This is a genomic window from Arthrobacter sp. 01T419, from assembly GCF_056398865.1.
This window is the reverse complement of record NZ_JBFTQF010000004.1, coordinates 123,048-144,825: the sequence shown is the minus strand read 5'-3', so window position 1 is coordinate 144,825 and position 21,778 is coordinate 123,048. Positions and strand designations below refer to the sequence as shown.

The following is a 21,778-nucleotide window of genomic DNA, read 5'->3' as shown; positions in this document are numbered from 1 at the left end:
CGCGGACTACGGAAAGGGGGACAGGTGAAGTTCATCGGTGCAGGCGCCCGCCCGGGCCAGCCGCAGATCGACCACGATCTCATCTTCACCGTCCCCAATTTCCTGACAGTCCTGCGTTTCATGGGCGTTCCGCTGTTTGTGTGGCTGGTGCTGTGGCGGAAGGAATACGGGTTCGCCGTCCTGGTTCTTGCCATCATGGGTGGCACGGACTGGGTAGATGGCTACGTCGCGCGACGCTTCAACCAAGCGTCCAAACTGGGCCGCATCCTGGATCCCGTGGCAGACCGCCTGGCACTCATCACCGTCGCTGTCACTTTGGTGATCGCCGGCGTCGTTGACTGGTGGTATCTCGCCGCACTGGTCGTGCCTGACGTCGTCCTCGGCACCGCCTCCTTGTTCTATTTCCACAGCCACCCCGACCTCCCGGTGAGCCGGATCGGCAAAGTCCGGACCGCGTTCCTGCTCCTTGGCACTCCGCTTCTGGTCCTTTCCAAGCTCGCGATTCCCTTCACAGGTGTCTACTTCGTCACTGCTTGGGTCTGCCTCGGTTTGGGCCTCGTGGGCCATTGGGTGGCTGCCTACAACTATTTCTGGGCGATCCTCCGCAAGGGCAAAGAGCTCAAAGCCAACGACGGCGGTCGTAGCTGATGGTCTGGTTTGCAGTTCTTCTTGCGGTGCTTGGCGCCTTCTGCCTTGCCATTGGTGCCCAGCGCCAGGGCAGCGCGGTCAAAGCCGATACCGGTGGACTCGCCTTGAGTTCCCAAGGATTTTTGAGACTTCTCAGGAATCCACGTTGGATGTTGGGCCTGCTGTTGCTTGCCTTGGGCATGGGCATGAACGCCATCGCCTTGGTGTCGGCTCCCCTGACCGTGGTTCAGCCCATCGGTGCCATCGCTTTGGTGATCACCACGGTGGTCAACGCCAAGGACCAAGGCCTCAGCATCAATCGCGGCACCGTGGTGGCAATCTCGGCTTGTGTGACGGGTTCTGCCCTGTTCGTCCTGTTGGCGGTCAACGCCACCCAGGAGAACCACCACGTTAGCGGCGAGGACGAAATAACCATCGTGCTCCTACTGGCTCTCGCCGTCGGGCTCTTTGGAACTTTGGCTATCATGTTCCGGCACCGCATGAGCGCTTTCGTGTACATCCTGGGCGCAGGTGTCTTGTTTGGATTCGTCGCCGTGCTGACGCGCATTATTGGCCGGCACCTTCTGGATCCCAACGGGCATTTTCTGCTGAATGTGCAGTGGTACACGGTGGTGGCCATCGCCGCGGCCGGCGGGCTCGGTTCCTGGTTCGTGCAGAGCGCCTACTCCGGCGGCCCGCCGGATCTGGTGATCGCAGGGCTCACTGTGATCGACCCCATTGTCGGGATCGCCATTGGGATCGCTATTTTGGGTGAGCTTCGTCCCGATGTCCACGCCGTGCTCGCAATCGCCATGGCTGTGGCCGCTTCCCTTGCTATCGTGGGGGTTATTGCCCTGAGCCGGCACCATCCCGAGGTCACCAAACGGAAACGTGACGCGAAGGCGGCAGCGAGCCGGAAGGCCTAGGGCAACGCTCAACAAACCGTGCCCCGCACACCCGCGGCAGGCAGCCGGCGAAGACGTCGTAGGGCCATACGCCTTGCGATGTTCGCACCGTGACCATCAGGAGTTCTCCACGTGACCATTCCCGAAACCAACAAACCTCTCACCATCCTGATTGCGGCAGACACATACCGGCCGCAAGTCAACGGTGCTGCTCAGTTCGGGTACCGGCTTGCCAAAGGCATGAAGGCGCGGGGGCACGACGTCCACGTGCTGGCCTGCCGGGCGGACAACGGCAAGAGCTTCACCGAATTCGCGGACGAAGCCACGGTGCACCGATTGAAGTCCCACGGTGTCTTCACGCACGAGTACTTTCGGATCTCCTACCCGTGGGAAATCAAGAAGGACATCGCGCTGCTCTTCGATAGGGTCAAGCCGGACGTCGTGCACATCCAAAGCCACTACATGATCGGCGAACACGTTCTCTACGAGGCCAAGAAGCGCGGGATCCGGATCGTGGCCACTAACCACTTCATGCCCGAAAACCTGAACCCGTTCTTGCCGTTCCCGCAGTGGTTCAAGGACATCATCGGGCGCGTCTCGTGGAAGGACATGGGTAAGGTCATGGGCATGGCCGACGTCGTCACCACGCCCACTCCGCTGGCGGCGAAGGCCATGCACCAGCACGCCTTCCTCCGCAAGGTCCTGCCTCTGTCCAACGGTATTGACGCCGCTGCTTATGAACTGCAGCCGGGCGAAGAGATTGAGCCGCATGCCAACCCCACCGTCCTCTTCGTCGGCCGCCTTGCCGAAGAAAAGCACGTGGACGTGCTGATCGACGCCGTCTCCAAGACGCCGGCCGATCTCAAGGTGCACCTTGAAATCGTCGGCGGCGGCGAGGTCCGGGTCGCATTGGAGGCACAAGCCAAGCGCCTGGGCCTGGGGGAGCGGGTCAGGTTCCTGGGCCTTGCGAGTGATGAGGACCTGAGGAAGGCGTACATTCGCGCCGACTTGTTCTGCATGCCCGGGACGGCCGAACTGCAGTCCCTCGTGACGCTCGAGGCGATGTCGGCGTCGACGCCGGTTCTTCTCGCCAACGCGATGGCGCTGCCGCATCTGGTGCGCGAAGGGGAGAACGGGCACCTGTTTACCCCGGGCGACAGCAACGAGCTGGCAGCCCGGATCACTGAACTGTTTCGTTTACCGGCCGGTGAACTCGAAGCCATGGGCAAGGCGAGCCGCGCCATGGTGGAGCCCCACAGCATCGAGGGCACGCTTCAGACCTTTGAAGACCTGTACCGCGGCGCGGCCTACGAGGACAAGGTCGTCTAGTTGCGCCGGGTGCCTGCTGTGGCTTAGCGGGACCGAAGGCTCAGGGGACCGAAGTGAATTCCCCACCTTTGGGAGACCGTACCGACCGCACTCACGGGTTCATGAGGTTTCCGACGTTCGATCAAGACCAAAGCCGGGGAACTTCAGCGCTACTCTGGGTGGTTTAGGGCCTGGTGTGCGCCTCGGCGTTGGAGATGACTATTATTGCTAGAGTGTTTTGGCCCGGAGGGCTTCCCCAGGAACCCTCCACCAGGCACTTTGCGGGGCTATAGCTCAGCTGGTTAGAGCGCGGGACTCATAATCCTAAGGTCCTCGGTTCAAGTCCGAGTAGCCCTACCCGAAAAGAGCCCCTGTGCTGCGGAAACGCAGCTCAGGGGCTCTTTCTTTTTTACGTTTTGAGGTAGCCGGCGGGTTCAACAACCGGCGCGCCCGCCGCATCTTGTGGATTCCTTTGACGTCATAATCCATCGACGATGCCGTCGATGACGGCTTGGAACCTCTCCGACGGCCCGCCTGCCTTGACGAGTACGCTAAGCCCGATCACGGAGGCAAGTAGTTGGCTAGCGGCGGTGTCGGCCGCCCGGTCCATACTGAATTCTCCAGACTCTTGTCCCTGCGCGATTGCTTGCCGAAACTCCGTTTCGATCCGTGTGAAGAGATCCTCCGCAATGCGGTTCACGTCGTCGTCGGCGGTGCCGAGCTCCGCGGCAGCGTTGACCATGACGCACCCCCGCCGGTGCTCGCCGACCCCGGCGAGGACAGTCATCGCCCGTTTGAGGCGTGGCCCGATCGGCCCGGGCGCGGAGAACATGTCGGCGAGGTACTCGATCCGTACCTCGCTGTAGCGCCGAAGGGCACGCATGAACAGCGCGTGCTTGCTCTCAAAGGTGTTGTAGAGACTGCCTTTGCCGATCCCCAGCTCGCTGGCCAACTCCTGCGGCGTCGTCCCGGCGTATCCCTGACGCCAGAACAGGTCCATCGCCCTGTCGACGGCCGTGTCTGTCTCAAACTGCATCGGTCTGCCCATGGGAAAAGCGTAACTTGCGTGATATTGTACTTCAAGGTCAAAAACTGCCGGTGACCAATCGTCGACATCCCGCTACCCCTGCCAGGAAGGCATTCCCTTGTCAGCTCAAGTACACGCGACGCACGTCGCCGCTCCAACGCCAGCACGCATGCGCGTCCCGTTGAACACGCTCGCCATCCCGTTGGGCCTGGCCGGCCTCGCCCAAGTCTGGTCCGTAGCGGTTTCCGCGCTCGGCGCACCGTTCTGGCTCGGGCAAGCGTTCTGGCTGGTCGCTGCGATCGCCTGGATCTGGACCCTTGCTGTGCACGTGCATCGCGGCACGCGCACCAGCCAACGGCTCTCTCATCAGCTCACGCACTACGCCCAGGGCCCCCTTGCAGCATTGCTTCCCATTGCCGCGATGCTGATCGGAGCGAGCCTCCACCGCACTATTCCACTTGCCGGAACCGTGGTGACGTTGACCTCCATGGCCGCCGCAGCCGCGTTCGCCGCATGGATTCTGGGCTTCTGGATGCGCGGGCAATTGCCACTCGAATCCGTTCATGGTGGCTACTTCCTGCCCATCAGTGCAGCCGGTCTAGTTGGTGCTTTCGCCGCGGCAGAGGCGGGGCTTGACTGGCTTGCTGTAGGAAGTTTCGCGGTCGGGATCTTCTTCTGGCTGGTGATCTCGGTGTTCTTCTTCCTCCGGCTCGCGCTCCGTCCAACCTTGCCTGCAGCACTCGTCCCGACACTTGCGATCATGATCGCTCCGCCGGCTGTCGCGTCGGCAGCGTGGCTGACGATCTCCGGAGGTCGACCCGATCACCTGTTCGAGGGGTTGACAGCGATGACGGTGTTGATGGTGCTGATCCAGGCGACGTTGTTGCGGCGCTACCGCGCACTGCCGTTCTCGCTCGGATTCTGGTCGTTTACCTTCCCCGTGGCGAGTGTCGCCGCGCTGGCCATCACATGGCTGCGCCTGCTCCAACCGCCTGCCTGGCAGGCCGTCACACTTGGAGTGCTCGCCGCCGTTACGCTCCTTGTCGTGTCGATCGCAGCGAAGTCGAGCCTCTTGCTCGTCGCCACGACCCGCGCGAGACGGCGACAGCGGTCAGCCGCCCAGAAGCAGGCGATTGGCTGACTACGCGTGGCAACAACCACGTCGCTCGTCTACAGAAGGTGGCTTCCGTCCCGACAACGACTTCACCGCGGCCGTCCGGGCCGGCGCCCCCCCCGCCAATCCAAAGCGCTGACTTCTTCCCGAGAGGAAGATCCCCAGCTGGCGACGTCCAGTTTGGGAAGTCTCAAGACCTCAGGCGGCGAAGGCCGTTTGGGAACCTCCTGCGGGATGGCGGATGTTTCAGGGTGGATCGGAAAAAATTTCGAGAAACGATCCCCGGCCCGTGACTTTTCCGGGTGGTGCGTCGATTACGAGTGTGTGGGCTGCGGGGGCGGCCTTGTTGTCTGGAACGTCGACAGGCCGAATCCATGGAGGGTCCAATGTCCTTTTTCACCGCGCCCACGGGCAGCAAAATAGCTGCCGGAGTTTTGGACACACAACCATGAATTCTGTCAGGATCGGGCCCGTCACCACCAAGGACACTGGTGAGGTAATCCCTGCCGCCGTGGTCCTGGGCGATTATCACCTGGACGACGGATATGGCTGGATGGATCTGATCAGGGAACACGGATGGGCCGCCATCCCAAACTGGGGGGCCGATGGGTGGAACCTGGGCCAGTGGCCCTTTGTCATCGTTGCAGCCACCCGCGCCGCGGTCGGCACCGGCAAGCTGTTCGGCGTCGCCAGCTACCGCGACGGCGAGGTGACCTGTGCGTACTACAGGACGGAGGCCAGGCAGTGGGACGAGATCACCAGGCACGCTCACTACTGGTGGAAGAACGGCCAGGCACACGCCCCCGCTGACCTCCCCGAGGACGCCGCCGAGCTCCCGAGCCGGTACCGCCAGCCCTGCACCGGCCTTTCCAGCTAACCCACCTCAATGCTCGTGCTGTATCACTCATTCGTCTTGGGCAACGCCCTGGTTGGCTGAGTTCGCCGAGCCATATATGCCGGCACCTTGATGCAGATGCGCAACTGCGATAAGTTACTCACCAGTAACTTATGCAAAAGGAGCGCCATGTCCAAGGCAGCAATCGACCTCGAGAACCTCCCGTACGCCGACGGCGACTTCTACGGCTTTGAGCAGTTACTCACGGCCAAGGAGCAGGACCGGCTGGCCGAGATTCGGGCTTTCCTTTCCCGTGAGGTCAAGCCGATTGCCGTCGATTGCTGGAACCGTGGGGAGTTCCCCATGGAGCTGATCCCGAAGCTGGCTGAGATCGACTTGGTCAGCCCGGTAAGGCGGCAAGGCTATTCCAATGTTTTCGCCGGCCTCGTCCACGCAGAGGCAACCCGCGCCGATGCGTCCATTGCGACGTTCATGGGCGTCCACGACGGCTTGTTCACTGGTTCGATCGAGGCTCTGGCGTCCCAAGAGCAACAAGATGCGTGGCTGCCGGACGTTTACTCCCTCAAGAAAATCGGAGCCTTTGGACTCACCGAGCCCTTGGGTGGTTCGGACGTCGCGGGCGGCACCAGGACCACCGCCCGCCGCGACGGCGACAACTGGATCCTCAACGGAGCCAAGCGCTGGATCGGCAACGCCACGTTCTCCGACTGGGTAGTGATTTTCGCCCGCGACCTCGCCGACAACCAGGTCAAAGGTTTCATGGTGGACACGCGTCTCCCGGGATTCAGCGCCACCAAGATCGAAAACAAGATCTCGCTGAGGACCGTCCAGAACGCCGATATCACCCTCGAGAACGTGGTAGTCCCCGACTTCTTCAAACTGGCCAATGCCAACAGCTTCCGGGGCACCAACAAGGTCCTCAAAGTGACACGGTTGTCGGTCGCCTGGCAAGCCGTGGGGCAGCAGCTTGCAGCATTCGACGTCGCCCGCCGCTACGCGGTGGAGCGTTTTCAGTTCGGGAGGCCCTTGGCCTCGTTCCAATTGGTGCAGCAACAACTGGTGCAGATCCTGGGCAATACGGTCAGCTCCATGGGCATGATGGTTCGGCTCGCGCAGCTCGAGGACGCCGGAGTGGCCAAGGATGAGCAATCCGCGTTGGCGAAAGCCTTCACCACGTCTCGCATGCGCGAAAGCGTTGCCCTGGGCCGCGGCATTCTGGGCGGCAACGGCATTGTCACGGACTTTGAGATGGCCAAGATCTTCGCCGACGCCGAGGCAATCTACTCCTACGAAGGCACCCACGAAATCAACACCCTCGTCACAGGGCGGGCCATCACCGGGATTTCCGCCATCGTTTAACCGCCCGCGAGCGGCGTCACGGTCCATGAGGGAAAGGTGATCCTCCGTCCGGTTCACGGTCTTGGACGCCGTGCGCCGGTCTAGCGGCAACTCCAGTGGCAGCAACACGGACGGGCGCATATCGGTAACGAAGGCAAGCGGGTTGACGTAGTCTTCCCCGCGCCGCACACCCCAGTGGAGGCAAGGCGAAGCGGAGCAATGACCGGCCTTGACCACGCCGATTGTCTGACCCCTTATGACAGCGGCGCCCTCCTTGAGTTCGCTGCTCACGGGTTCAAAGCTGCTGCGGAGCCCTCCGGCGTGGTCGATCACGATCACGGGCCTGTCCACCACAACACCTACGAAGCTCACGGTGCCGTTCGAGGGAGCGGCGACCGAGGCGCCGTCGGCCGCTTGCAAATCGACGCCGCGGTGTCCGCTCAGCCAGGGTTTGTCCGGAGGATCGAAAGTACGCAGGACGGCGGGCTTGGGGGAGAGCGGCCACGCCCAGTCCGCGCGGGGGCTGGCGGTGGCTGCACCGGCTCCCGGAGCGGCAGCGGCAGGCGTTGCACCCAAAGCGAGCACCAAGAGTAGGTAGGCCAGAAGATTTGCCGTTCTCATGGAATAAGCCTTCGTCAGCCTGGGGAGTCCGGAAAGCCGCAAGATCCACTATGTGGAAAACCTGCGAAAAAGCGCAGGCGCGCGGAGCCTGGAGTCAGCGCGATTGCGGTCAAGAGTCTGGGGGCGCTGTAGTACACTAGGTGGAGCAGTTTGCTGTGCCCTCAAGCTTGTTTAGAAGCGCGTCTCATTCAGTTGCGCGGGGGCTCCAGGCTGACTACGCGTATCCAACCCTCCAACTGCGAATCCGTACGGATTCAATGCTGCGGAGGATTGTGCTCTTGCGGTCCGGAGAGTCATTGGCCGGATGAGAAGTGCAATGGATGCCAGGAGCCAAGGCCCGTTCGGGCCCGGCTAAATAACCGTCAACTATTGGCAGGGTAAGAGCGGCCCGTGTGGCTCTCTCATGAATGACCTGCCGGAAGGAGCGTCGGCATGCCCGTCGTAACTATGCGCCAGCTGCTTGACAGCGGCGTCCACTTTGGACACCAGACCCGTCGTTGGAACCCGAAGATGAAGCGCTTCATCTTCACGGAGCGCAACGGCATCTACATCATTGACCTTCAGCAGTCGCTGTCCTACATCGACCGCGCTTTCGAGTTCGTCAAGGCTACTGTCGCCCACGGCGGCACGGTCCTGTTCGTCGGCACCAAGAAGCAGGCCCAGGAAGCAATTGCTGAGCAGGCTACCCGCGTTGGCCAGCCGTACGTCAACCAGCGTTGGTTGGGCGGTATGCTCACCAACTTCCAGACCGTTGCCAAGCGCATCCAGCGCATGAAGGAACTCGAAGAGATCAACTTCGAGGACGTTGCCGGCTCCGGTTACACCAAGAAGGAGCTCTTGCTCCTCAAGCGTGAGCTCACCAAGCTGGAAACCAACCTGGGTGGTATCCGCAACCTGACCAAGGCTCCTTCCGTTCTGTGGGTTGTTGACACGAAGAAGGAACACCTTGCTGTTGACGAAGCCAAGAAGCTGAACATCCCGGTTGTTGCCATCCTGGACACCAACTGTGACCCCGACGAAGTTGATTTCCCGATTCCGGGCAACGATGACGCCATCCGCTCCGTAAACCTGCTGACCCGCGTGGTTGCCGACGCTGTTGCTGAGGGCCTCATCGCCCGCAACCAGCGCGCCACCGGTGCAGCTGAGGCTCCGGAAGAGCCCCTGGCTGAGTGGGAGCGCGAGCTCCTCGAAGGCAGCAAGGCCGAAGCTCAGGCTGCGGAAGCTACGGAAGCCCCGGCCGCCGAAGCCACCGAAGCTGCTGCCGGCGAAGCCGAAGCAGACAAGTAAATCCGGACCTTTCCTGCACCGGAAATCAGTGCGGGGAGCTACTGACAGGATGGTGGCCCACCAGGTGGGCTGCCGTCCTGTCAGTCCGTAAACACATAAATTTCTAGACAGAGGGGTTCACATGGCGAACTACACTGCTGCTGACATCAAGGCCCTGCGCGAGCGCACGGGCGCCGGCATGATGGACGTCAAGAAGGCTCTTGACGAGGCCAACGGCGACGCCGAGAAGGCCATCGAGATCATCCGCATCAAGGGCCTCAAGGGCGCTACCAAGCGTGAAGGCCGTTCCACCGCGGAAGGCCTGGTTGCAGCCAAGGTCACCGACGGCGTTGGCGTGATGATCGAGGTCAACTGCGAGACCGACTTCGTCGCCAAGGCTGACAAGTTCATCCAGCTGGCCGACAAGGTCCTGGCCGTCGCTGTCGAGTCCGGCGCTGCCGACCTCGAGACCCTGCTGGCCATCGACGTCGACGGCAAGCCCCTTTCGGAGGTTGTCGTCGAAGAGGGCGCAGTCCTCGGCGAGAAGGTCGTCGTTCGCCGCATCGCCCGCATTGAAGGCGGCACCGTTGACGCTTACCTGCACAAGACCTCCAAGGACCTCCCGGCTCAGGTCGGCGTCCTGTTCGCCGTTGAGGGCGAGGGCGACGCCGCCGCTACCGCGGCTCACGACGTTGCCGTCCACGTTGCAGCCATGGCTCCGAACTACCTGAGCCGCGAAGACGTCCCGGCCGAACTGGTCGAGTCCGAGCGCCGCATCGCGGAAGAGACCGCCAAGGCTGAAGGCAAGCCGGAAGCTGCTCTCACCAAGATCGTGGAAGGCCGCGTGACGGGCTTCTACAAGGGTGAGGTTCTCCTGGACCAGGCATTCGCCAAGGACTCCAAGAAGACCGTTGCCCAGGTCCTCGAAGAGGCCGGCGTCAAGGCAACCGCAGTCGCTCGTTTCCGCGTAGGAAACTAGTAAGACTTCAAAAGGGGTGGTCACTGCGGTGGCCGCCCCTTTTGCATGCAATGGCGGGCCCGCACCGAGTGCATCTACATTCGGTAGCTTTCTGCCCGGCCCCCAGCAAGATAATCTAGCCAGAGTCCACAAACGGGAAGGCACCATGGAAACCGAGAACACTGCAATCCAGCCCGGAAAGACCCGCCGCCGAGTGTTGCTGAAGCTGTCCGGTGAGGTCATCGGCGGCGGAAAGCTCGGTGTAGACCCGGAAACCGTCCGCGCCATCGCCAAGCAGATTGCCGCAGCTGTTTCCGAAGTCGAGGTGGCAATTGTCGTGGGCGGCGGCAACTTCTTCCGCGGCGCCGAGCTGTCCCAGAGCGGCATGGACCGTTCCCGTGCCGATTACATGGGAATGCTAGGCACCGTGATGAACTGCCTGGCCCTTCAGGACTTCCTGGAGCAAGCGGGTGTCGAGACCCGCGTCCAGAGCGCCATCACCATGGGCCAGGTGGCCGAGGCCTACATTCCCCGCCGCGCCATCCGCCACATGGAGAAGGGCCGCGTGGTCATCTTCGGTGCGGGCGCCGGACTTCCGTATTTCTCTACTGACACTGTTGCCGCCCAGCGTGCGCTCGAAGTTCATGCCGACGTGGTCCTCATGGCGAAGAGCGGTGTGGATGGCGTTTACACCGCGGATCCCAAGAAGGATCCCACCGCTGAGAAGCTGGAAAAGCTCAGCTATGACGACGCCCTGCGGCGTGACATCCGCGTCATGGACCAGACCGCCATGACCATGTGCAAGGACAACGATTTGTCCATGGTGGTCTTCGGTATGGAAGGCGAAGGGAACGTCACCCGGGCCATCCTCGGCGAAAAACTGGGCACCCTGGTCACTCCCTAGCAAGGGCTAGGATATTTCTAGGACTCTTCCGCCCGCAGGGGCGGAAATTTACTGTGCATCGCGGCCCGTGGAACGGGGCGCGACTATTTCTGAGGAGAAACCATGATCGAGGAAACCTTGCTCGAAGCCGGCGAAAAGATGGACAAGGCGGTCGAGGTAGCCAAAGAGGATTTCGCGACGATCCGTACTGGTCGTGCCAACCCCGGGCTCTACAACAAGGTGATCGTGGAATACTACGGCACTCCCACGCCGCTGCAGCAGCTGGCTTCTTTCGCTATTCCGGACGCCAGGACCATCCTGATCACCCCCTACGACAAGACCGCGATGCGCGACATCGAACGGGCTTTGAGCGACTCCGAGGTAGGCGCGAACCCGTCCAACGACGGCAACGTCATCCGGATCACCATCCCTGAGCTCACCCAGGAACGCCGCAAGGAATACGTCAAGATCGTCAAGGGCAAGGGTGAGGACGCGAAGGTCACCATCCGAAGCATCCGACGCAAGGCCAAGGACTCCTTGGACAAGCTCGTCAAGGATGGCGAAGCCGGCGAAGACGAAGGCGCCCGGGGCGAAAAGGAACTCGACGCCATCACGAAGGCCCACGTCGACGGCATCGACGAGCTCCTCAAGCGCAAGGAAGCCGAGCTGCTCGAGGTCTGATGAGCGAGGCTGAGCCGGCGCCCGCGCAGGGAATTCCCACACGCGCCAGGCGCCAACGGGGCAACCCGACGCCCAAGGCGGGAAGGAATCTTCCGGCCGCCATCGGCGTCGGGCTTGCCATGCTCTTTGCCGTTCTCGGCGGCCTGCTGTTCCTGCCGCTGGGGTTCGTCCTCCTCACCACCGCATTCGCGGTTCTCGGTGTGTGGGAGATTTTCCGCGCGCTCGAAGGCCAGGGGACCCGGATGCCGATTATCCCCGTGATGACCGGCACCGTGGCAATGCCGTTGGCGGCCTATTTCGGCGGCTCTGAGAGCCTGCTCTTCGCCATGGCGCTCAGCGGCACGGCCGTCCTGCTCTGGCGTTCCCTCGAAAGCGCCGCTGGAGCTCCCCGTAGCGTCTTTGCCGGAATTTTCACCCTCGCTTGGGTGCCCTTTCTGATCAGCTTTGCCATCTTGCCGCTCCACGCCAGCGGGGGTGCGACGACGGCGGGTCCCTGGCCCGGTGGACAAGTACCGGCAGGTGCCTGGCAGATTGCGGTCATGCTGTTGCTGGTGGTGTCCAACGACACCTTTGGGTACCTCGTGGGCGCATTGTTCGGCAAGCACCCGATGGCTCCCAAGATCAGCCCCAAAAAGTCCTGGGAAGGCTTCGGAGGCTCGGTGGCAGGAGCCATGGTCATCGGGATACTCGCCAGCGTTTTCGTCCTCGGAAGGCCCTGGTGGGTCGGCGTGGTGCTAGCTGTCGGCATGGTGGCTGCGGCTACCGCTGGTGACCTCGCGGAATCCATGGTCAAACGGGAACTCGGCGTCAAGGACATGAGCAGCATCCTGCCCGGGCATGGCGGGGTCATGGACCGCCTCGACTCGATCGTCTTCGCGGCTCCGGCAGCATTTATTCTTTTCGCGCTGTTGAGCGGCGCCTGACAACCACCCAGAAGGAAAGCAGTGGCAGTGGACATTCGTCGCCAGATCCCCGCAGCATTTGAGCGAGTGGAGCGTAGCAAGTACGGCTACAACGCCAAGCAAGTAGACCAGTTCTTCCAGCGTGCCCGGCTGTCGTTTGAAAACCGGGCAGAAGGATCGGAGAAAATCGGCAGCAACGATGTCCGTGCTGTTTCTTTCGATCCCGTCAAAGGCGGCTACGACGCCGCTGCCGTGGATGCCGCCCTGGATCGCCTGGAAGATGCCTTCGCCCGTCGGGAACGTGACGAGCTGATAGCGGCCGAAGGCGAGGAAGCCTGGCTGCTCAAGATCGGAAAACTCTCCGGAGTGTTGCGGGGCCGCTTGCACCGGCCTGATGGCGAACGTTTCCGCCGGCCGGAGAAGAAGCGTGCGCGCAGCTACAACATTGCCGAGGTCGATGCCCTGTGCGTTTCCTTGATCGGCTACCTGGAGAATGACAAACCGCTGAGCGTCGACAACGTCCGCCGAGCAGCCTTCTCCGAGGCCAAAGGGCACGACGGCTACGAAGAAGCCCAAGTGGATGCGTTCCTGGACAGGGTGGTCGAACTCATGGCGGCCATCGACTAACTGGCCCCGACTAGCTGGACTCAGACTAGTTGGCCTCGACCAGCAGGCCCGGACAGGCTGTGGCGTCCTTCGATGAATGTCGGGATCCTTCAGCGGCGCTGGCGTTCCGTGGCCACGGGCCGTTCCGGGACGTGAAGCCGTGTCATCAGCCGGGTCACGGTCCCGGGAACCCGGTGTTTCGTAGCCCGCGAGACCAACACCATCACACCAAATGCGGCCGGCACGGTCCAAGCCGCAGGCTGCGCAAGCCATGCCGGCGCAACAGACGAACCCATGAACGTGCCCGCCGCCAGCGCACCCCCACAGAGGACCGCCCCGGTCAGCATGCCGGCAATCGCGCCGGCGTCGCTCAGGCCACGCCACCAAATGCCTAACAGCAGGACGGGACAGATGGTGGAGGCCGTAAAGGCGAAGACCAGCCCCACGCTGCCAGCGAGGGCCGTCGAATCCGCGGTGAACGCAAAAGCCAAGGGCACGACGGCGGCGAGGAGTGCCGCGACCCGGAATCCACGCACGCTTCCACCCAGAAGGTCCTGGCTGATGACGCCGGCCAGCGAGACCACCAGTCCTGACGTCGTCGAGAGGAACGCTGCAAACGCTCCGGCCACCACCAATGCCGAGAGCAGATCGCCGGCCACGCCGCCCAGCAGCTTTCCGGGCAGCAGCAGGACCAAGGCGTCCGGTTGTCCGTTGCGGGCAAGCTCCGGTGCGAAGACCCTGCCCAACAGGCCGCACGCCGTCGGGGACATATAGAAAACTGACAGCAGCCCCAAGACAATGAGGGTTGTGCGGCGGGCCGATTGGCCGTCCGGGTTCGTATAGAAGCGGACCAGGACGTGGGGGAGTCCAAGCGTTCCGAAGAGCAGCGCCACCAGAAGAGAAACGGTCTGGTACAGCCCTGCCGCAGGAAGGCCCGTGGGATTGCTGGAGGCCTCCGCCAGGGCCGGGGTGCCGACGTCGGACTGGTGCATCAACAGGAACACGACCGGGACGGCCAAAGCGGTCAATTTGAGCCAGTACTGAAAGGCTTGCACGAAAGTGATGGAGCGCATGCCGCCGGCCACCACGGTCAGGCACACCACCACGATGACGGCGATCGAGCCAACCCAGGACGGCAAACCCGTGCTGATCCGGATGGTGAGGCCGGCGCCGTGCAGTTGCGGCACAATGTAGAGCCATCCGACGGCCACCACCACGAGGCTCGTGACGCGGCGGACGGCTTTGGACTCGAGCCTGGCTTCCGTGAAATCCGGGATCGTGTAGGCGCCTGATCGGCGCAAAGGAGCGGCGACGAACAGCAGCAGCATGAGGTAGCCGGCGGTGTAGCCTACCGGGAACCAGAGGGCGTCTGTTCCGGTTAACAGGATCAACCCCGCGACGCCAAGGAAGCTCGCTGCGGACAGGTATTCACCGCCGATCGCCGAAGCGTTCCACCAAGGCCTGACAGTGCGCGATGCCACGTAAAAGTCGCCCGTGGTGCGCGAAATGCGCAGGCCGTAGAAGCCGATCGCCGCCGTCGCGAATGCCACGCCCACAAAGGCCGCGAGGCCGACGGCAGGATTCACTTCTCCTCCACAAGGTCGCGGTAGCGGGCTTCGTTCCTTGCCGCTGACCGGTTGTACAGCCACGCACTCAGCCCGATGACCGGGTAGAGCGCTACTCCGAGGATGATCCAACTGACGGGGATGTCGAGGATCCGCATTCGCGCGAGGTCCGGGACCAGCGCCACCATGAAACCGTAGGCCGCCAGCACCAGCAGGAAACCTGAAGCCACCACCACTGCGAGGCGCAACTGGGAACGGATCAGGGACCTGACGAAGACCTGCCCGACGTCGGAGTCCTCCGCAGCTTCGCGCGAGCGGTATGGACGCGTCGGCGCTACCCTGGCCGCTTGCCGCGGGGCCGTGACCCTGACCCGGGTCATGCTTGTGGCCGGATCCGAGTGGCTTCGAGTTTGTCCCGCACGGATGGAAGATGCCTGCGGCTGATCGGCAATTCGGCCCCGGCCACCGTGACGCTGGGGCGCGCCGCGGCCAGTTTCATGTGCCCCACGTGGTTGAGGGACATCAGGTAGGAGCGATGGATGCGAATGAATCCGGCTTCTGCCCATTGCTGTTCGAGGTCGCTCAACGGCACACGGATCAAGTAGCTCGCCTCTGCGGTGTGCAAGCGGGCGTAGTCTCCCTGGGCCTGGACATAGCTGACGTCGTCGCGCCGGATCATCCGGGTGGTCCCTCCCTGGTCAACCGTGATCATCTCCGGGACCTTGCTTCCGTCCTTGATGAGTTCGCTGATGCGGCTGATGGACCGGGCCAGGCGCTCCGCCCGCACCGGCTTCAGCAGATAGTCGACGGCGGCCAGTTCGAACGCCTCAAGAGCGCAGTCTTCGTCGGCAGTGACGAAGACGACGGCGGGTGGGTGCCCGCTGTGCGCGATGGCGCGGGCGATGTCCAGGCCGGAAAGCGCTGGCATATGGATGTCCAGGAAGACGGCGTCCACGGATTCGGTTTCGAGGGCGCGGAGGGCTTCGGCGCCCGAGGCTGCGCGGTGGATGGTACCGATGCGCTCGTCTTTCCTGAGCAGGAAAGCGAGTTCTTCAACGGCGGGGAGCTCGTCGTCGGCGACGAGTACGTTGATCATGGTTATAGATTAGCGTCAGGCATCATGGCTCGGCTGGGACTTGGGCACGCGCATGGTGATCAAGGTGCCTTCTCCCGGCGCGGTCTCGATGACCAAGCCGTGTTCGTCGCCATAAACCTGCCGGAGACGGGAATCGACGTTTCGTAATCCAACATGCTCGCCATCGGCGTGGCCGGCCAGCACGGTGCGCAGGTGTTCCGGATCGATCCCCACTCCGTCGTCTTCGATGGTGACTTCGGCGAAGGCCCCGGAATCATTGGCGCAGATGGTGATGTGCCCCGGTCCTTCCTTCGCTTCAAGCCCGTGGCGCACGGCGTTTTCCACAAGGGGCTGAAGGCTCAGGAACGGAATCACCGTGCTCAGCACTTCCGGTGCGATCCTGAGGCTCACCTGCACCCGATCCCCGAAACGCGCCTTCTCCAACAGCAGGTAGCGGTCGATGCTCCGAAGTTCCTCGGCCAAGGTGGTGAAATCGCCATGGCGCCGAAAGGAGTACCGGGTGAAGTCGGCGAACTCCACCACCAGCTCCCGGGCCCTGGCGGGATCGGTGTTGATGAACGATGCGATCGCGTTAAGTGAGTTGTAGATAAAGTGGGGGCTGATCTGCGCGCGCAAGGCCCGGACTTCGGCCTCCATGAGCAAGGTACGGGAAGCATCCAGCTCGGCCAGTTCCACTTGTACGGCCACCCAGTCCGCGAGTTCGCCGGTAGCCCGGACCAGCCCTGCACCGGTTTGCGGAGCGAAGGCGGCAACGGCTCCCACCACGCGGTTCCCGGCCCGGATCGGCGCAATCACGGCGTTCAGCTCGCGCGATGCGGATACGACCACCGTACGTCCATCGGAGAGCACTCCCGCGGCGAGCCCCATCAACGCGGCTTTCAGTTCTTCCGCTGCGCCGTCCCAGGCAAGGACTGATTCAGTGTCCGTGATGGCAAGGGCGTCGCAGCCGAGCAGGGAGCGCAATTGCTTGCTCGCCTTGGCGGCTCCGGCGGACTGGAGACCCGTGCGCAGGTGCTGCCCAGCGCGCGACGCCGCGTGGAGGGTTTGGTAGGTGGCCCTCTCGGCGTCCGTGCCCAGCTCACGGAAGGAACGGATGACTTTGAGGCCCACCCCGACGGCGACCGCCACGGCGAGCACGATGACGGCGATCGCGGCGGCGGTGACGAGCGGGGAATCCGGCATGGAGCAAGAGTAGCGAATCCGCCCGCGACGGCGCTGCCGCCCTGGCTTTCCCGCCGTCGAGCGCTGTGCCGATTCAGTCGCCGCCAGCGGCGCCGTTCGGCGCAGCAACGTGTCCGCTGGGCGATACCTGTGCCTATGGATCTGGAAGTGGTGCAGCCGCCCGGTGAATAGTGATTCCAGTCACATTGGCTAGGAGTGTGTGGTCGATGTAGACATTCACAACCAGGAGGAAGCCATGGGTAACGAGGCCCAGACACCGGACGCAGCGGCGTCCGTGGATTTCCAGGAAGTCCAGCAAACGGCGCAGTTTCAGGAGCTACGCAAGCGCCACCGCAGTTTTGTCTTTCCAATGGCCATCGCATTCCTGCTTTGGTACTTCGCTTACGTCCTGCTGGCTGACTACGCGGTGGGCTTCATGTCCACCAAGCTGTGGGGCAACATCAACGTCGGCCTGGTCTTGGGCCTGCTGCAGTTCGTCTCAACTTTCGGAATTACGGGCTGGTACGTTCACTACTCCAACCGGAGGCTGGACCCGGTCGCCGCAGAAATCCGGAACGAGATCGAGGGACATGAATTCGACAAGGGCAGCGCTGTGAGAGGGGCGGCACAATGAGCGCCATGGTCCCGATGGTCAATGTTGCCGCACTTAAGGACACCACACTCTTGAACATGGGCATTTTTGCCCTGTTTGTCCTGGTCACCATGGTGATCGTTTTCCGGGCCAGCCGGAACAACAAGACGGCTGCGGACTACTACGCCGCTGGACGCTCGTTCACCGGCTCCCAGAACGGGACCGCGATCGCCGGCGACTACCTCTCCGCGGCGTCGTTCCTGGGAATTACCGGAGCCATCGCCGTCAATGGCTATGACGGCTTCCTGTACTCCATCGGATTCCTGGTGGCCTGGCTCGTGGCGTTGCTGCTGGTGGCCGAGCTGCTGCGCAACACGGGCAAGTTCACCATGGCCGATGTGCTTTCCTTCCGGCTGCGCCAGCGCCCGGTGCGGATCGCCGCGGCCCTGTCCACCCTGGCTGTCTGCTTCTTCTACCTGCTGGCACAGATGGCTGGCGCAGGAAGCCTGATTTCCTTGCTCTTGGGCATCAGCGACTGGGGCGGACAAGCCCTGGTGATCGTCGTCGTCGGCGCCCTGATGATCGTGTACGTGCTGATCGGTGGTATGAAGGGCACCACCTGGGTGCAGATCATCAAAGCCGTCCTGCTCATTTGCGGGGCAGCCGTCATGACGCTCTGGGTGCTTTCCATCTACGGTTTCAACCTGTCGAACCTGTTGGGTGCTGCAGCAGATTCCGCCAAGAACCCCAACGTTCTGAACCCCGGCCTGCAGTACGGCAAGACTGAAACCTCCAAGCTGGACTTCATGTCCCTCGGCCTGGCATTGGTCTTGGGCACGGCCGCCCTGCCGCACGTCCTCATGCGCTTCTACACCGTGCCTACCGCCAAGGAAGCCCGCAAATCGGTGGTCTGGTCCATCTGGCTGATCGGTTTGTTCTACCTGTTCACCCTGGTCCTCGGCTACGGGGCCGCGGCACTCGTTGGCGCGGACACCATCAAGTCCGCTCCGGGCGGCGTCAATTCCGCTGCGCCGCTCCTCGCGTTCCACCTCGGCGGACCGTTGCTGCTGGGCTTCATTTCCGCCGTCGCGTTCGCCACGATCCTTGCGGTGGTGGCCGGCTTGACCATCACGGCAGCTGCGTCGTTCGCCCACGACATCTATGCGAACGTGATTTCCAAGGGCAAGGCCGATGCGGGGACCGAGGTCAAAGTGGCACGCCGGACGGTGGTGGTCATCGGGGTCCTTGCGATCCTCGGTGGCATCTTTGCCAATGGGCAGAATGTCGCCTTCCTCGTGGCGCTCGCCTTTGCGGTAGCGGCATCGGCCAATCTGCCGACCATCGTCTACTCCCTGTTCTGGAAGAAGTTCACCACGCAGGGAGCCACGTGGAGCATGTACGGTGGCCTCGCAGCGGCCATCATCCTGATCGCGTTGTCGCCCGTGGTTTCCGGTGCCAAGACATCCATGATCCCGGGCGCCAACTTCGCGATCTTCCCGTTGAGCAACCCCGGAATCGTGTCCATTCCGCTCGCCTTCCTGCTTGGCTGGCTCGGTACCGTGCTGGACAAGAGGCGCGAAGACACGGCGAAGCAGGCAGAGATGGAAGTCCGTTCCCTGACTGGCATAGGAGCCGAGAAAGCGGTGAATCACTAGGCGTTCCTGCCGAACCAACGCTCGCTCACAAATAAGGCCAAATGGGGGATCCCTCCTGCAGAAGAAGATCTGCAGGAGGGATCCGTATTTTTCACCCAAAGGTGAGCGAGCATCCGGGCATTCATTGGTGCAGGAAGGAATCCTGCTGGTGAATTGGGAGCGTCAGTGGTTGTGCCCGCTCGGCACGGAATGCCCTCCGTGCGGGACGGCATGCTGCCCGGCCACCGAGGCGGCCAGCCCCGGCGTCGTCACTGCTGCGACCACGACGGCGGCGGCAAAGGCTGCCGCCACAAGCGCACCGGTCCGTGGGGGAACCGCAGCCGTTCCGCCGCCGTCGTCGCGGTACCTGCGCGCGAGCCACGTAGATGATCCCAATGCCATGAGGACAAGGAAAAGTGCCGCCAGGTGACCGCCGTCGAGCAATCTTTGGGCCATTCCGGCCACTAGCACGGCTACGTGGACCAGCACGGCTGCGATAAGTCCGACGGTTGTCGCCCTGCGGAACCGGAGCCGTCCGCGCTGCAGGCTCGCAATCGAGCCCGCGAGCAGGGCCAGGCCCCAAGCCGCGAAGATACCGCCCGCCCACATGAGGGGTCCCCGGCTCGAAATGTAGCTTGATGCGATGGAAAGCTCCACGAGGCCGGCCCCCATTCCCGCGAAACACGAAAACAGGGTGATGGATGCGCCTGTCGTTGCTCCCACGGACGTCGCTGCTTGGGTTGACACCGACGGCTCCTTCCCGGTTTCGAGGTCTTTAGGCGTGGGCCTTGGCGGCGCTGGCCGGAACCTTGTCCTGGGAGAGGCCGACGCCGAGAAGCACCACCGCGCTGGCAAGGTGCAGGACGTTGTCCGCGCCGTTAAGGGCAATGATATTCAGCGCGGAACCCACGAGGAACAGGCCGAGGATGCCGACCAGCAAATAGACGCCGCCGACCGTGGTGTTGACGGTCTTGGACAGCACGGTGCTGTTCATGCCCGCGTAGAGCAGTGCTCCACCGATGGCAAGGTGAATGATGTTGTGCAAGGGATTTACCGCAAAGATGATCAGGTTGGCACCCTCGGTAGCGAAGAATCCAATCCCTGAGGTGACGAAGAAACCAACGACACCCACGAGCAGGTAGACGGCGCCAAAGATGGTGGCAATCAGGCGGTTGGGCGAAGTGCGCATGGTCCAAACCTTCCGGTATGGCCGGGTTTGCATCCGGCCTGTGTTCGAAACCCCGGACGGGGCTCTCAACCAGATATTCGGACCGCGTGGCTTCATGGATGGGTGGATGGTGGAGAATTTTTCCGCACTAGCCTTGGGGCTGGAGGCGGATGGCGTTCATCTTCAGGTCGTTGCCCACGAAGCTGTACCTGAATTCGAAGTTCTTACCCTGGCATTGCAGGGTTCCCGCGACGTTGGCCGTGCTGGAGCCATTGACTGAATTCACCATCACGGAGTCGTAATGGGGCTTGCAGCTGTTATCCAGTCGAAGGCCAGCTACGTCGGCAACGAATTCCGCCTTAGGCAAGCTTTTGGTGAGGGATGGGTGCATGTACTGGTCGTAGGCCTGCGCGCTTTGGCCACTCACGATCAGCCGCGTGAAATCGTCTGAGACAGCCGTGGCCTTGTTGGTGGCGCTTCCCACCACATTCACCAGCACAATAACCCCCACGACAATCAGCACTAGAACCGCGCCCACCACTCCGAGAATGATCCAAAGGAGCTTTCGGTTTTTGGCGGGCGGCGGATACGGCAGGCCGTATGGTCCAGGGCCTTGTCCAGCGCCGGGAAATTGTCCAGCGCCGGGATATTGTCCAGCGCCGGGATATTGTCCCGGGACGGCGTACTGCCCTGGCGGGGCGTACGGGGAGGGGGTGCCGTAGCCCGGTGGGGCGTAGGGAGACGGTGCGCCATATGGGGGAGCCTCGGTTCCCGGCGTCGGCGGGACGGCGTGGGGGTCATTGTTCGGCTGCGGCGGAACGTGCGGGGTGCTCATGGTGGTTCCCTTCCCGGCGACCAGGCCCAGCGCCGCCAACCGGACGGAAGCCGCCAGCCGGCCCCCAAGGCGTCCACCTGCATCAAATCGCACATTGCGGCGGGGAGCAAGGCAATCCGAGGGCTTCGTTCGCGCCCGCTGCCGGGCTCAGTTGGTGCGTAGCACCGTCTTGGTAGTCCGATTCAACAATGGCTGCACCCGGAAAGGAATCAATTCACCCATGGACATCGCGGTATCGGTTCTTTCCACGCCGTCGCACGCCAGGATCTTGCCGTTGATCCGGAACAGGTCCTCGGCGTCGAGCGCTACAACCCGCAGCAACAGGTCAGCCGATCCGGTGAGCCCATATCCCTCGAGGATTTCCGGGATTTCGGCGAGATCCAGGGCGAGCTGTCCGAGCTTCTGCTGTTGCACATGCACGGAGATGAACGCCATGAGGGGATAGCCGAGGGCGGCAGGGTTGATCCGCCGTTCGAAGGAAAGGAATGCATGCTTCTTCTCCAGCTGGGCCATCCGTGCCTGGACCGTATTCCGCGATAGTCCCAGCTTCTGCGCCAAAGCCACCACCGTCCCGCGTGGGTCCTTTGCCATGGCCGAAAGCAGTCGAGTGTCGGTGCCATCTAAAGCTTGCATAA

Annotated in this window: 23 protein-coding genes, 1 tRNA gene and 1 pseudogene; 15 read left to right on the top strand and 10 right to left on the bottom strand. The window is 62.7% G+C overall.

The features are described 5' to 3' along the window. Positions 1-24 precede the first annotated feature (24 nt). The 4 genes from AC1DLO_RS08475 to AC1DLO_RS08460 all read left to right on the top strand — a co-directional run bounded on the left by AC1DLO_RS08475 (position 25) and on the right by AC1DLO_RS08460 (position 3,197). On the top strand, positions 25-648 hold the full coding sequence (locus AC1DLO_RS08475; RefSeq protein ID WP_184736011.1) for a CDP-alcohol phosphatidyltransferase family protein: 624 nt from the start codon (positions 25-27) through the stop codon (positions 646-648). Beyond that, a complete protein-coding gene (locus AC1DLO_RS08470) occupies positions 648-1,553 on the top strand; it encodes a DMT family transporter (RefSeq protein WP_476889189.1) in 906 nt (301 codons plus the stop codon). Before AC1DLO_RS08475 ends, AC1DLO_RS08470 begins: the two co-directional genes overlap by 1 nt. A gap of 111 nt (positions 1,554-1,664) precedes the next feature. Then, positions 1,665-2,861 (top strand): glycosyltransferase, encoded by a 1,197-nt coding sequence (locus tag AC1DLO_RS08465; protein WP_476889188.1) that lies wholly within the window; start codon positions 1,665-1,667, stop codon positions 2,859-2,861. A gap of 262 nt (positions 2,862-3,123) precedes the next feature. After that, a tRNA-Ile gene (locus AC1DLO_RS08460) sits at positions 3,124-3,197 on the top strand. Positions 3,198-3,318: 121 nt separating this feature from the next. On the opposite strand, the gene AC1DLO_RS08455 is transcribed toward AC1DLO_RS08460, so the two are convergent. Next, a complete protein-coding gene (locus AC1DLO_RS08455; protein WP_476889187.1) occupies positions 3,319-3,876 on the bottom strand; it encodes a TetR/AcrR family transcriptional regulator in 558 nt (185 codons plus the stop codon). A 109-nt stretch (positions 3,877-3,985) separates the two neighbouring features. Between AC1DLO_RS08455 and AC1DLO_RS08450 the strand changes: the two genes are divergently transcribed. The 3 genes from AC1DLO_RS08450 to AC1DLO_RS08440 all read left to right on the top strand — a co-directional run bounded on the left by AC1DLO_RS08450 (position 3,986) and on the right by AC1DLO_RS08440 (position 7,196). Continuing rightward, positions 3,986-5,008: an SLAC1 family transporter gene (locus AC1DLO_RS08450; RefSeq protein ID WP_476889186.1), complete on the top strand. Its 1,023-nt coding sequence runs from the start codon at positions 3,986-3,988 to the stop codon at positions 5,006-5,008. Between the two features lie 421 nt (positions 5,009-5,429). Then, positions 5,430-5,858: a hypothetical protein gene (locus AC1DLO_RS08445; protein ID WP_476889185.1), complete on the top strand. Its 429-nt coding sequence runs from the start codon at positions 5,430-5,432 to the stop codon at positions 5,856-5,858. A 147-nt stretch (positions 5,859-6,005) separates the two neighbouring features. Next, positions 6,006-7,196, top strand: a complete 1,191-nt coding sequence (locus AC1DLO_RS08440) for an acyl-CoA dehydrogenase family protein (RefSeq protein WP_476889184.1) — start codon at positions 6,006-6,008, stop codon at positions 7,194-7,196. A gap of 150 nt (positions 7,197-7,346) precedes the next feature. Here the strand turns inward: AC1DLO_RS08440 and AC1DLO_RS08435 are convergent. Next, positions 7,347-7,796, bottom strand: a pseudogene (locus AC1DLO_RS08435) (M23 family metallopeptidase); the annotation flags it as partial. Positions 7,797-8,228: 432 nt separating this feature from the next. Between AC1DLO_RS08435 and rpsB the strand changes: the two are divergent. The 6 genes from rpsB (at position 8,229) to AC1DLO_RS08405 (ending at position 13,113) form a co-directional block, all read left to right on the top strand. Then, positions 8,229-9,083, top strand: coding sequence for a 30S ribosomal protein S2 (gene rpsB / locus AC1DLO_RS08430; protein ID WP_184735954.1), 855 nt, complete (start codon positions 8,229-8,231; stop codon positions 9,081-9,083). A 121-nt stretch (positions 9,084-9,204) separates the two neighbouring features. Continuing rightward, the gene (gene tsf, locus AC1DLO_RS08425; protein ID WP_184735951.1) at positions 9,205-10,041 is read left to right on the top strand and encodes a translation elongation factor Ts; all 837 of its coding nucleotides are present in this window, start codon (positions 9,205-9,207) and stop codon (positions 10,039-10,041) included. Positions 10,042-10,186: 145 nt separating this feature from the next. Beyond that, complete coding sequence (gene pyrH / locus AC1DLO_RS08420; protein ID WP_184735949.1) at positions 10,187-10,924, top strand: UMP kinase; 738 nt, start codon at positions 10,187-10,189, stop codon at positions 10,922-10,924. A gap of 102 nt (positions 10,925-11,026) precedes the next feature. Then, entirely contained in the window at positions 11,027-11,584 is a 558-nt protein-coding gene (frr, locus tag AC1DLO_RS08415) for a ribosome recycling factor (RefSeq protein WP_184735947.1), read from the top strand. After that, positions 11,584-12,507, top strand: coding sequence for a phosphatidate cytidylyltransferase (locus AC1DLO_RS08410; protein WP_184735945.1), 924 nt, complete (start codon positions 11,584-11,586; stop codon positions 12,505-12,507). The genes frr and AC1DLO_RS08410 overlap by 1 nt, the downstream gene beginning before the upstream one ends. Positions 12,508-12,528: 21 nt before the next feature. After that, positions 12,529-13,113 (top strand): DivIVA domain-containing protein, encoded by a 585-nt coding sequence (locus tag AC1DLO_RS08405; protein WP_476889183.1) that lies wholly within the window; start codon positions 12,529-12,531, stop codon positions 13,111-13,113. Between the two features lie 89 nt (positions 13,114-13,202). Here AC1DLO_RS08405 and AC1DLO_RS08400 read toward each other — a convergent pair whose 3' ends face one another. The 4 genes from AC1DLO_RS08400 to AC1DLO_RS08385 are packed head-to-tail and all read right to left on the bottom strand — an operon-like array spanning position 13,203 to position 16,935. Further along, complete coding sequence (locus AC1DLO_RS08400) at positions 13,203-14,678, bottom strand: sodium/solute symporter (RefSeq protein ID WP_476889182.1); 1,476 nt, start codon at positions 14,676-14,678, stop codon at positions 13,203-13,205. Beyond that, positions 14,675-15,037 (bottom strand): DUF485 domain-containing protein, encoded by a 363-nt coding sequence (locus tag AC1DLO_RS08395; protein WP_184735938.1) that lies wholly within the window; start codon positions 15,035-15,037, stop codon positions 14,675-14,677. The genes AC1DLO_RS08400 and AC1DLO_RS08395 overlap by 4 nt, the downstream gene beginning before the upstream one ends. Continuing rightward, the gene (locus AC1DLO_RS08390) at positions 15,034-15,753 is read right to left on the bottom strand and encodes a LytR/AlgR family response regulator transcription factor (protein ID WP_184735936.1); all 720 of its coding nucleotides are present in this window, start codon (positions 15,751-15,753) and stop codon (positions 15,034-15,036) included. Before AC1DLO_RS08390 ends, AC1DLO_RS08395 begins: the two co-directional genes overlap by 4 nt. Before the next feature lie 15 nt (positions 15,754-15,768). Next, positions 15,769-16,935 (bottom strand): sensor histidine kinase, encoded by a 1,167-nt coding sequence (locus tag AC1DLO_RS08385; RefSeq protein ID WP_476889181.1) that lies wholly within the window; start codon positions 16,933-16,935, stop codon positions 15,769-15,771. Between the two features lie 235 nt (positions 16,936-17,170). Between AC1DLO_RS08385 and AC1DLO_RS08380 the strand changes: the two genes are divergently transcribed. Together AC1DLO_RS08380 and AC1DLO_RS08375 are read left to right on the top strand one after the other, a co-directional pair. After that, positions 17,171-17,548: a DUF485 domain-containing protein gene (locus AC1DLO_RS08380; protein WP_476889287.1), complete on the top strand. Its 378-nt coding sequence runs from the start codon at positions 17,171-17,173 to the stop codon at positions 17,546-17,548. Beyond that, the gene (locus tag AC1DLO_RS08375) at positions 17,545-19,161 is read left to right on the top strand and encodes a solute symporter family protein (RefSeq protein ID WP_184735929.1); all 1,617 of its coding nucleotides are present in this window, start codon (positions 17,545-17,547) and stop codon (positions 19,159-19,161) included. Before AC1DLO_RS08380 ends, AC1DLO_RS08375 begins: the two co-directional genes overlap by 4 nt. Positions 19,162-19,323: 162 nt before the next feature. Here AC1DLO_RS08375 and AC1DLO_RS08370 read toward each other — a convergent pair whose 3' ends face one another. The 4 genes from AC1DLO_RS08370 to AC1DLO_RS08355 form a co-directional block, all read right to left on the bottom strand. Continuing rightward, positions 19,324-19,887 (bottom strand): hypothetical protein, encoded by a 564-nt coding sequence (locus AC1DLO_RS08370; RefSeq protein ID WP_476889180.1) that lies wholly within the window; start codon positions 19,885-19,887, stop codon positions 19,324-19,326. Positions 19,888-19,915: 28 nt separating this feature from the next. After that, entirely contained in the window at positions 19,916-20,329 is a 414-nt protein-coding gene (locus AC1DLO_RS08365) for a DUF4383 domain-containing protein (RefSeq protein WP_476889179.1), read from the bottom strand. A 127-nt stretch (positions 20,330-20,456) separates the two neighbouring features. Then, entirely contained in the window at positions 20,457-21,143 is a 687-nt protein-coding gene (locus AC1DLO_RS08360) for a hypothetical protein (RefSeq protein ID WP_476889178.1), read from the bottom strand. Positions 21,144-21,290: 147 nt separating this feature from the next. Next, positions 21,291-21,776 carry an Lrp/AsnC family transcriptional regulator gene (locus tag AC1DLO_RS08355; RefSeq protein ID WP_476889177.1) on the bottom strand — a complete coding sequence of 162 codons (486 nt, stop codon included), beginning with the start codon at positions 21,774-21,776 and terminating at the stop codon, positions 21,291-21,293. Between the last annotated feature and the right edge of the window lie 2 nt (positions 21,777-21,778).

Excerpts from the sequence above, each read along its gene's own strand:
- AC1DLO_RS08410 (WP_184735945.1), top strand. The coding sequence starts at position 11,584 with ATGAGCGAGGCTGAGCCGGCGCCCGCGCAGGGAATTCCCACACGCGCC.
- AC1DLO_RS08390 (WP_184735936.1), bottom strand. The coding sequence starts at position 15,753 with ATGATCAACGTACTCGTCGCCGACGACGAGCTCCCCGCCGTTGAAGAA.
- rpsB (WP_184735954.1), top strand. The coding sequence starts at position 8,229 with ATGCCCGTCGTAACTATGCGCCAGCTGCTTGACAGCGGCGTCCACTTT.
- AC1DLO_RS08355 (WP_476889177.1), bottom strand. The coding sequence starts at position 21,776 with ATGCAAGCTTTAGATGGCACCGACACTCGACTGCTTTCGGCCATGGCA.
- AC1DLO_RS08440 (WP_476889184.1), top strand. The coding sequence starts at position 6,006 with ATGTCCAAGGCAGCAATCGACCTCGAGAACCTCCCGTACGCCGACGGC.
- AC1DLO_RS08385 (WP_476889181.1), bottom strand. The coding sequence starts at position 16,935 with ATGCCGGATTCCCCGCTCGTCACCGCCGCCGCGATCGCCGTCATCGTG.
- AC1DLO_RS08445 (WP_476889185.1), top strand. The coding sequence starts at position 5,430 with ATGAATTCTGTCAGGATCGGGCCCGTCACCACCAAGGACACTGGTGAG.
- tsf (WP_184735951.1), top strand. The coding sequence starts at position 9,205 with ATGGCGAACTACACTGCTGCTGACATCAAGGCCCTGCGCGAGCGCACG.
- AC1DLO_RS08380 (WP_476889287.1), top strand. The coding sequence starts at position 17,171 with ATGGGTAACGAGGCCCAGACACCGGACGCAGCGGCGTCCGTGGATTTC.
- AC1DLO_RS08395 (WP_184735938.1), bottom strand. The coding sequence starts at position 15,037 with ATGACCCGGGTCAGGGTCACGGCCCCGCGGCAAGCGGCCAGGGTAGCG.
- AC1DLO_RS08455 (WP_476889187.1), bottom strand. The coding sequence starts at position 3,876 with ATGCAGTTTGAGACAGACACGGCCGTCGACAGGGCGATGGACCTGTTC.
- pyrH (WP_184735949.1), top strand. The coding sequence starts at position 10,187 with ATGGAAACCGAGAACACTGCAATCCAGCCCGGAAAGACCCGCCGCCGA.
- AC1DLO_RS08470 (WP_476889189.1), top strand. The coding sequence starts at position 648 with ATGGTCTGGTTTGCAGTTCTTCTTGCGGTGCTTGGCGCCTTCTGCCTT.
- AC1DLO_RS08365 (WP_476889179.1), bottom strand. The coding sequence starts at position 20,329 with ATGCGCACTTCGCCCAACCGCCTGATTGCCACCATCTTTGGCGCCGTC.
- AC1DLO_RS08375 (WP_184735929.1), top strand. The coding sequence starts at position 17,545 with ATGAGCGCCATGGTCCCGATGGTCAATGTTGCCGCACTTAAGGACACC.
- frr (WP_184735947.1), top strand. The coding sequence starts at position 11,027 with ATGATCGAGGAAACCTTGCTCGAAGCCGGCGAAAAGATGGACAAGGCG.
- AC1DLO_RS08360 (WP_476889178.1), bottom strand. The coding sequence starts at position 21,143 with ATGAGCACCCCGCACGTTCCGCCGCAGCCGAACAATGACCCCCACGCC.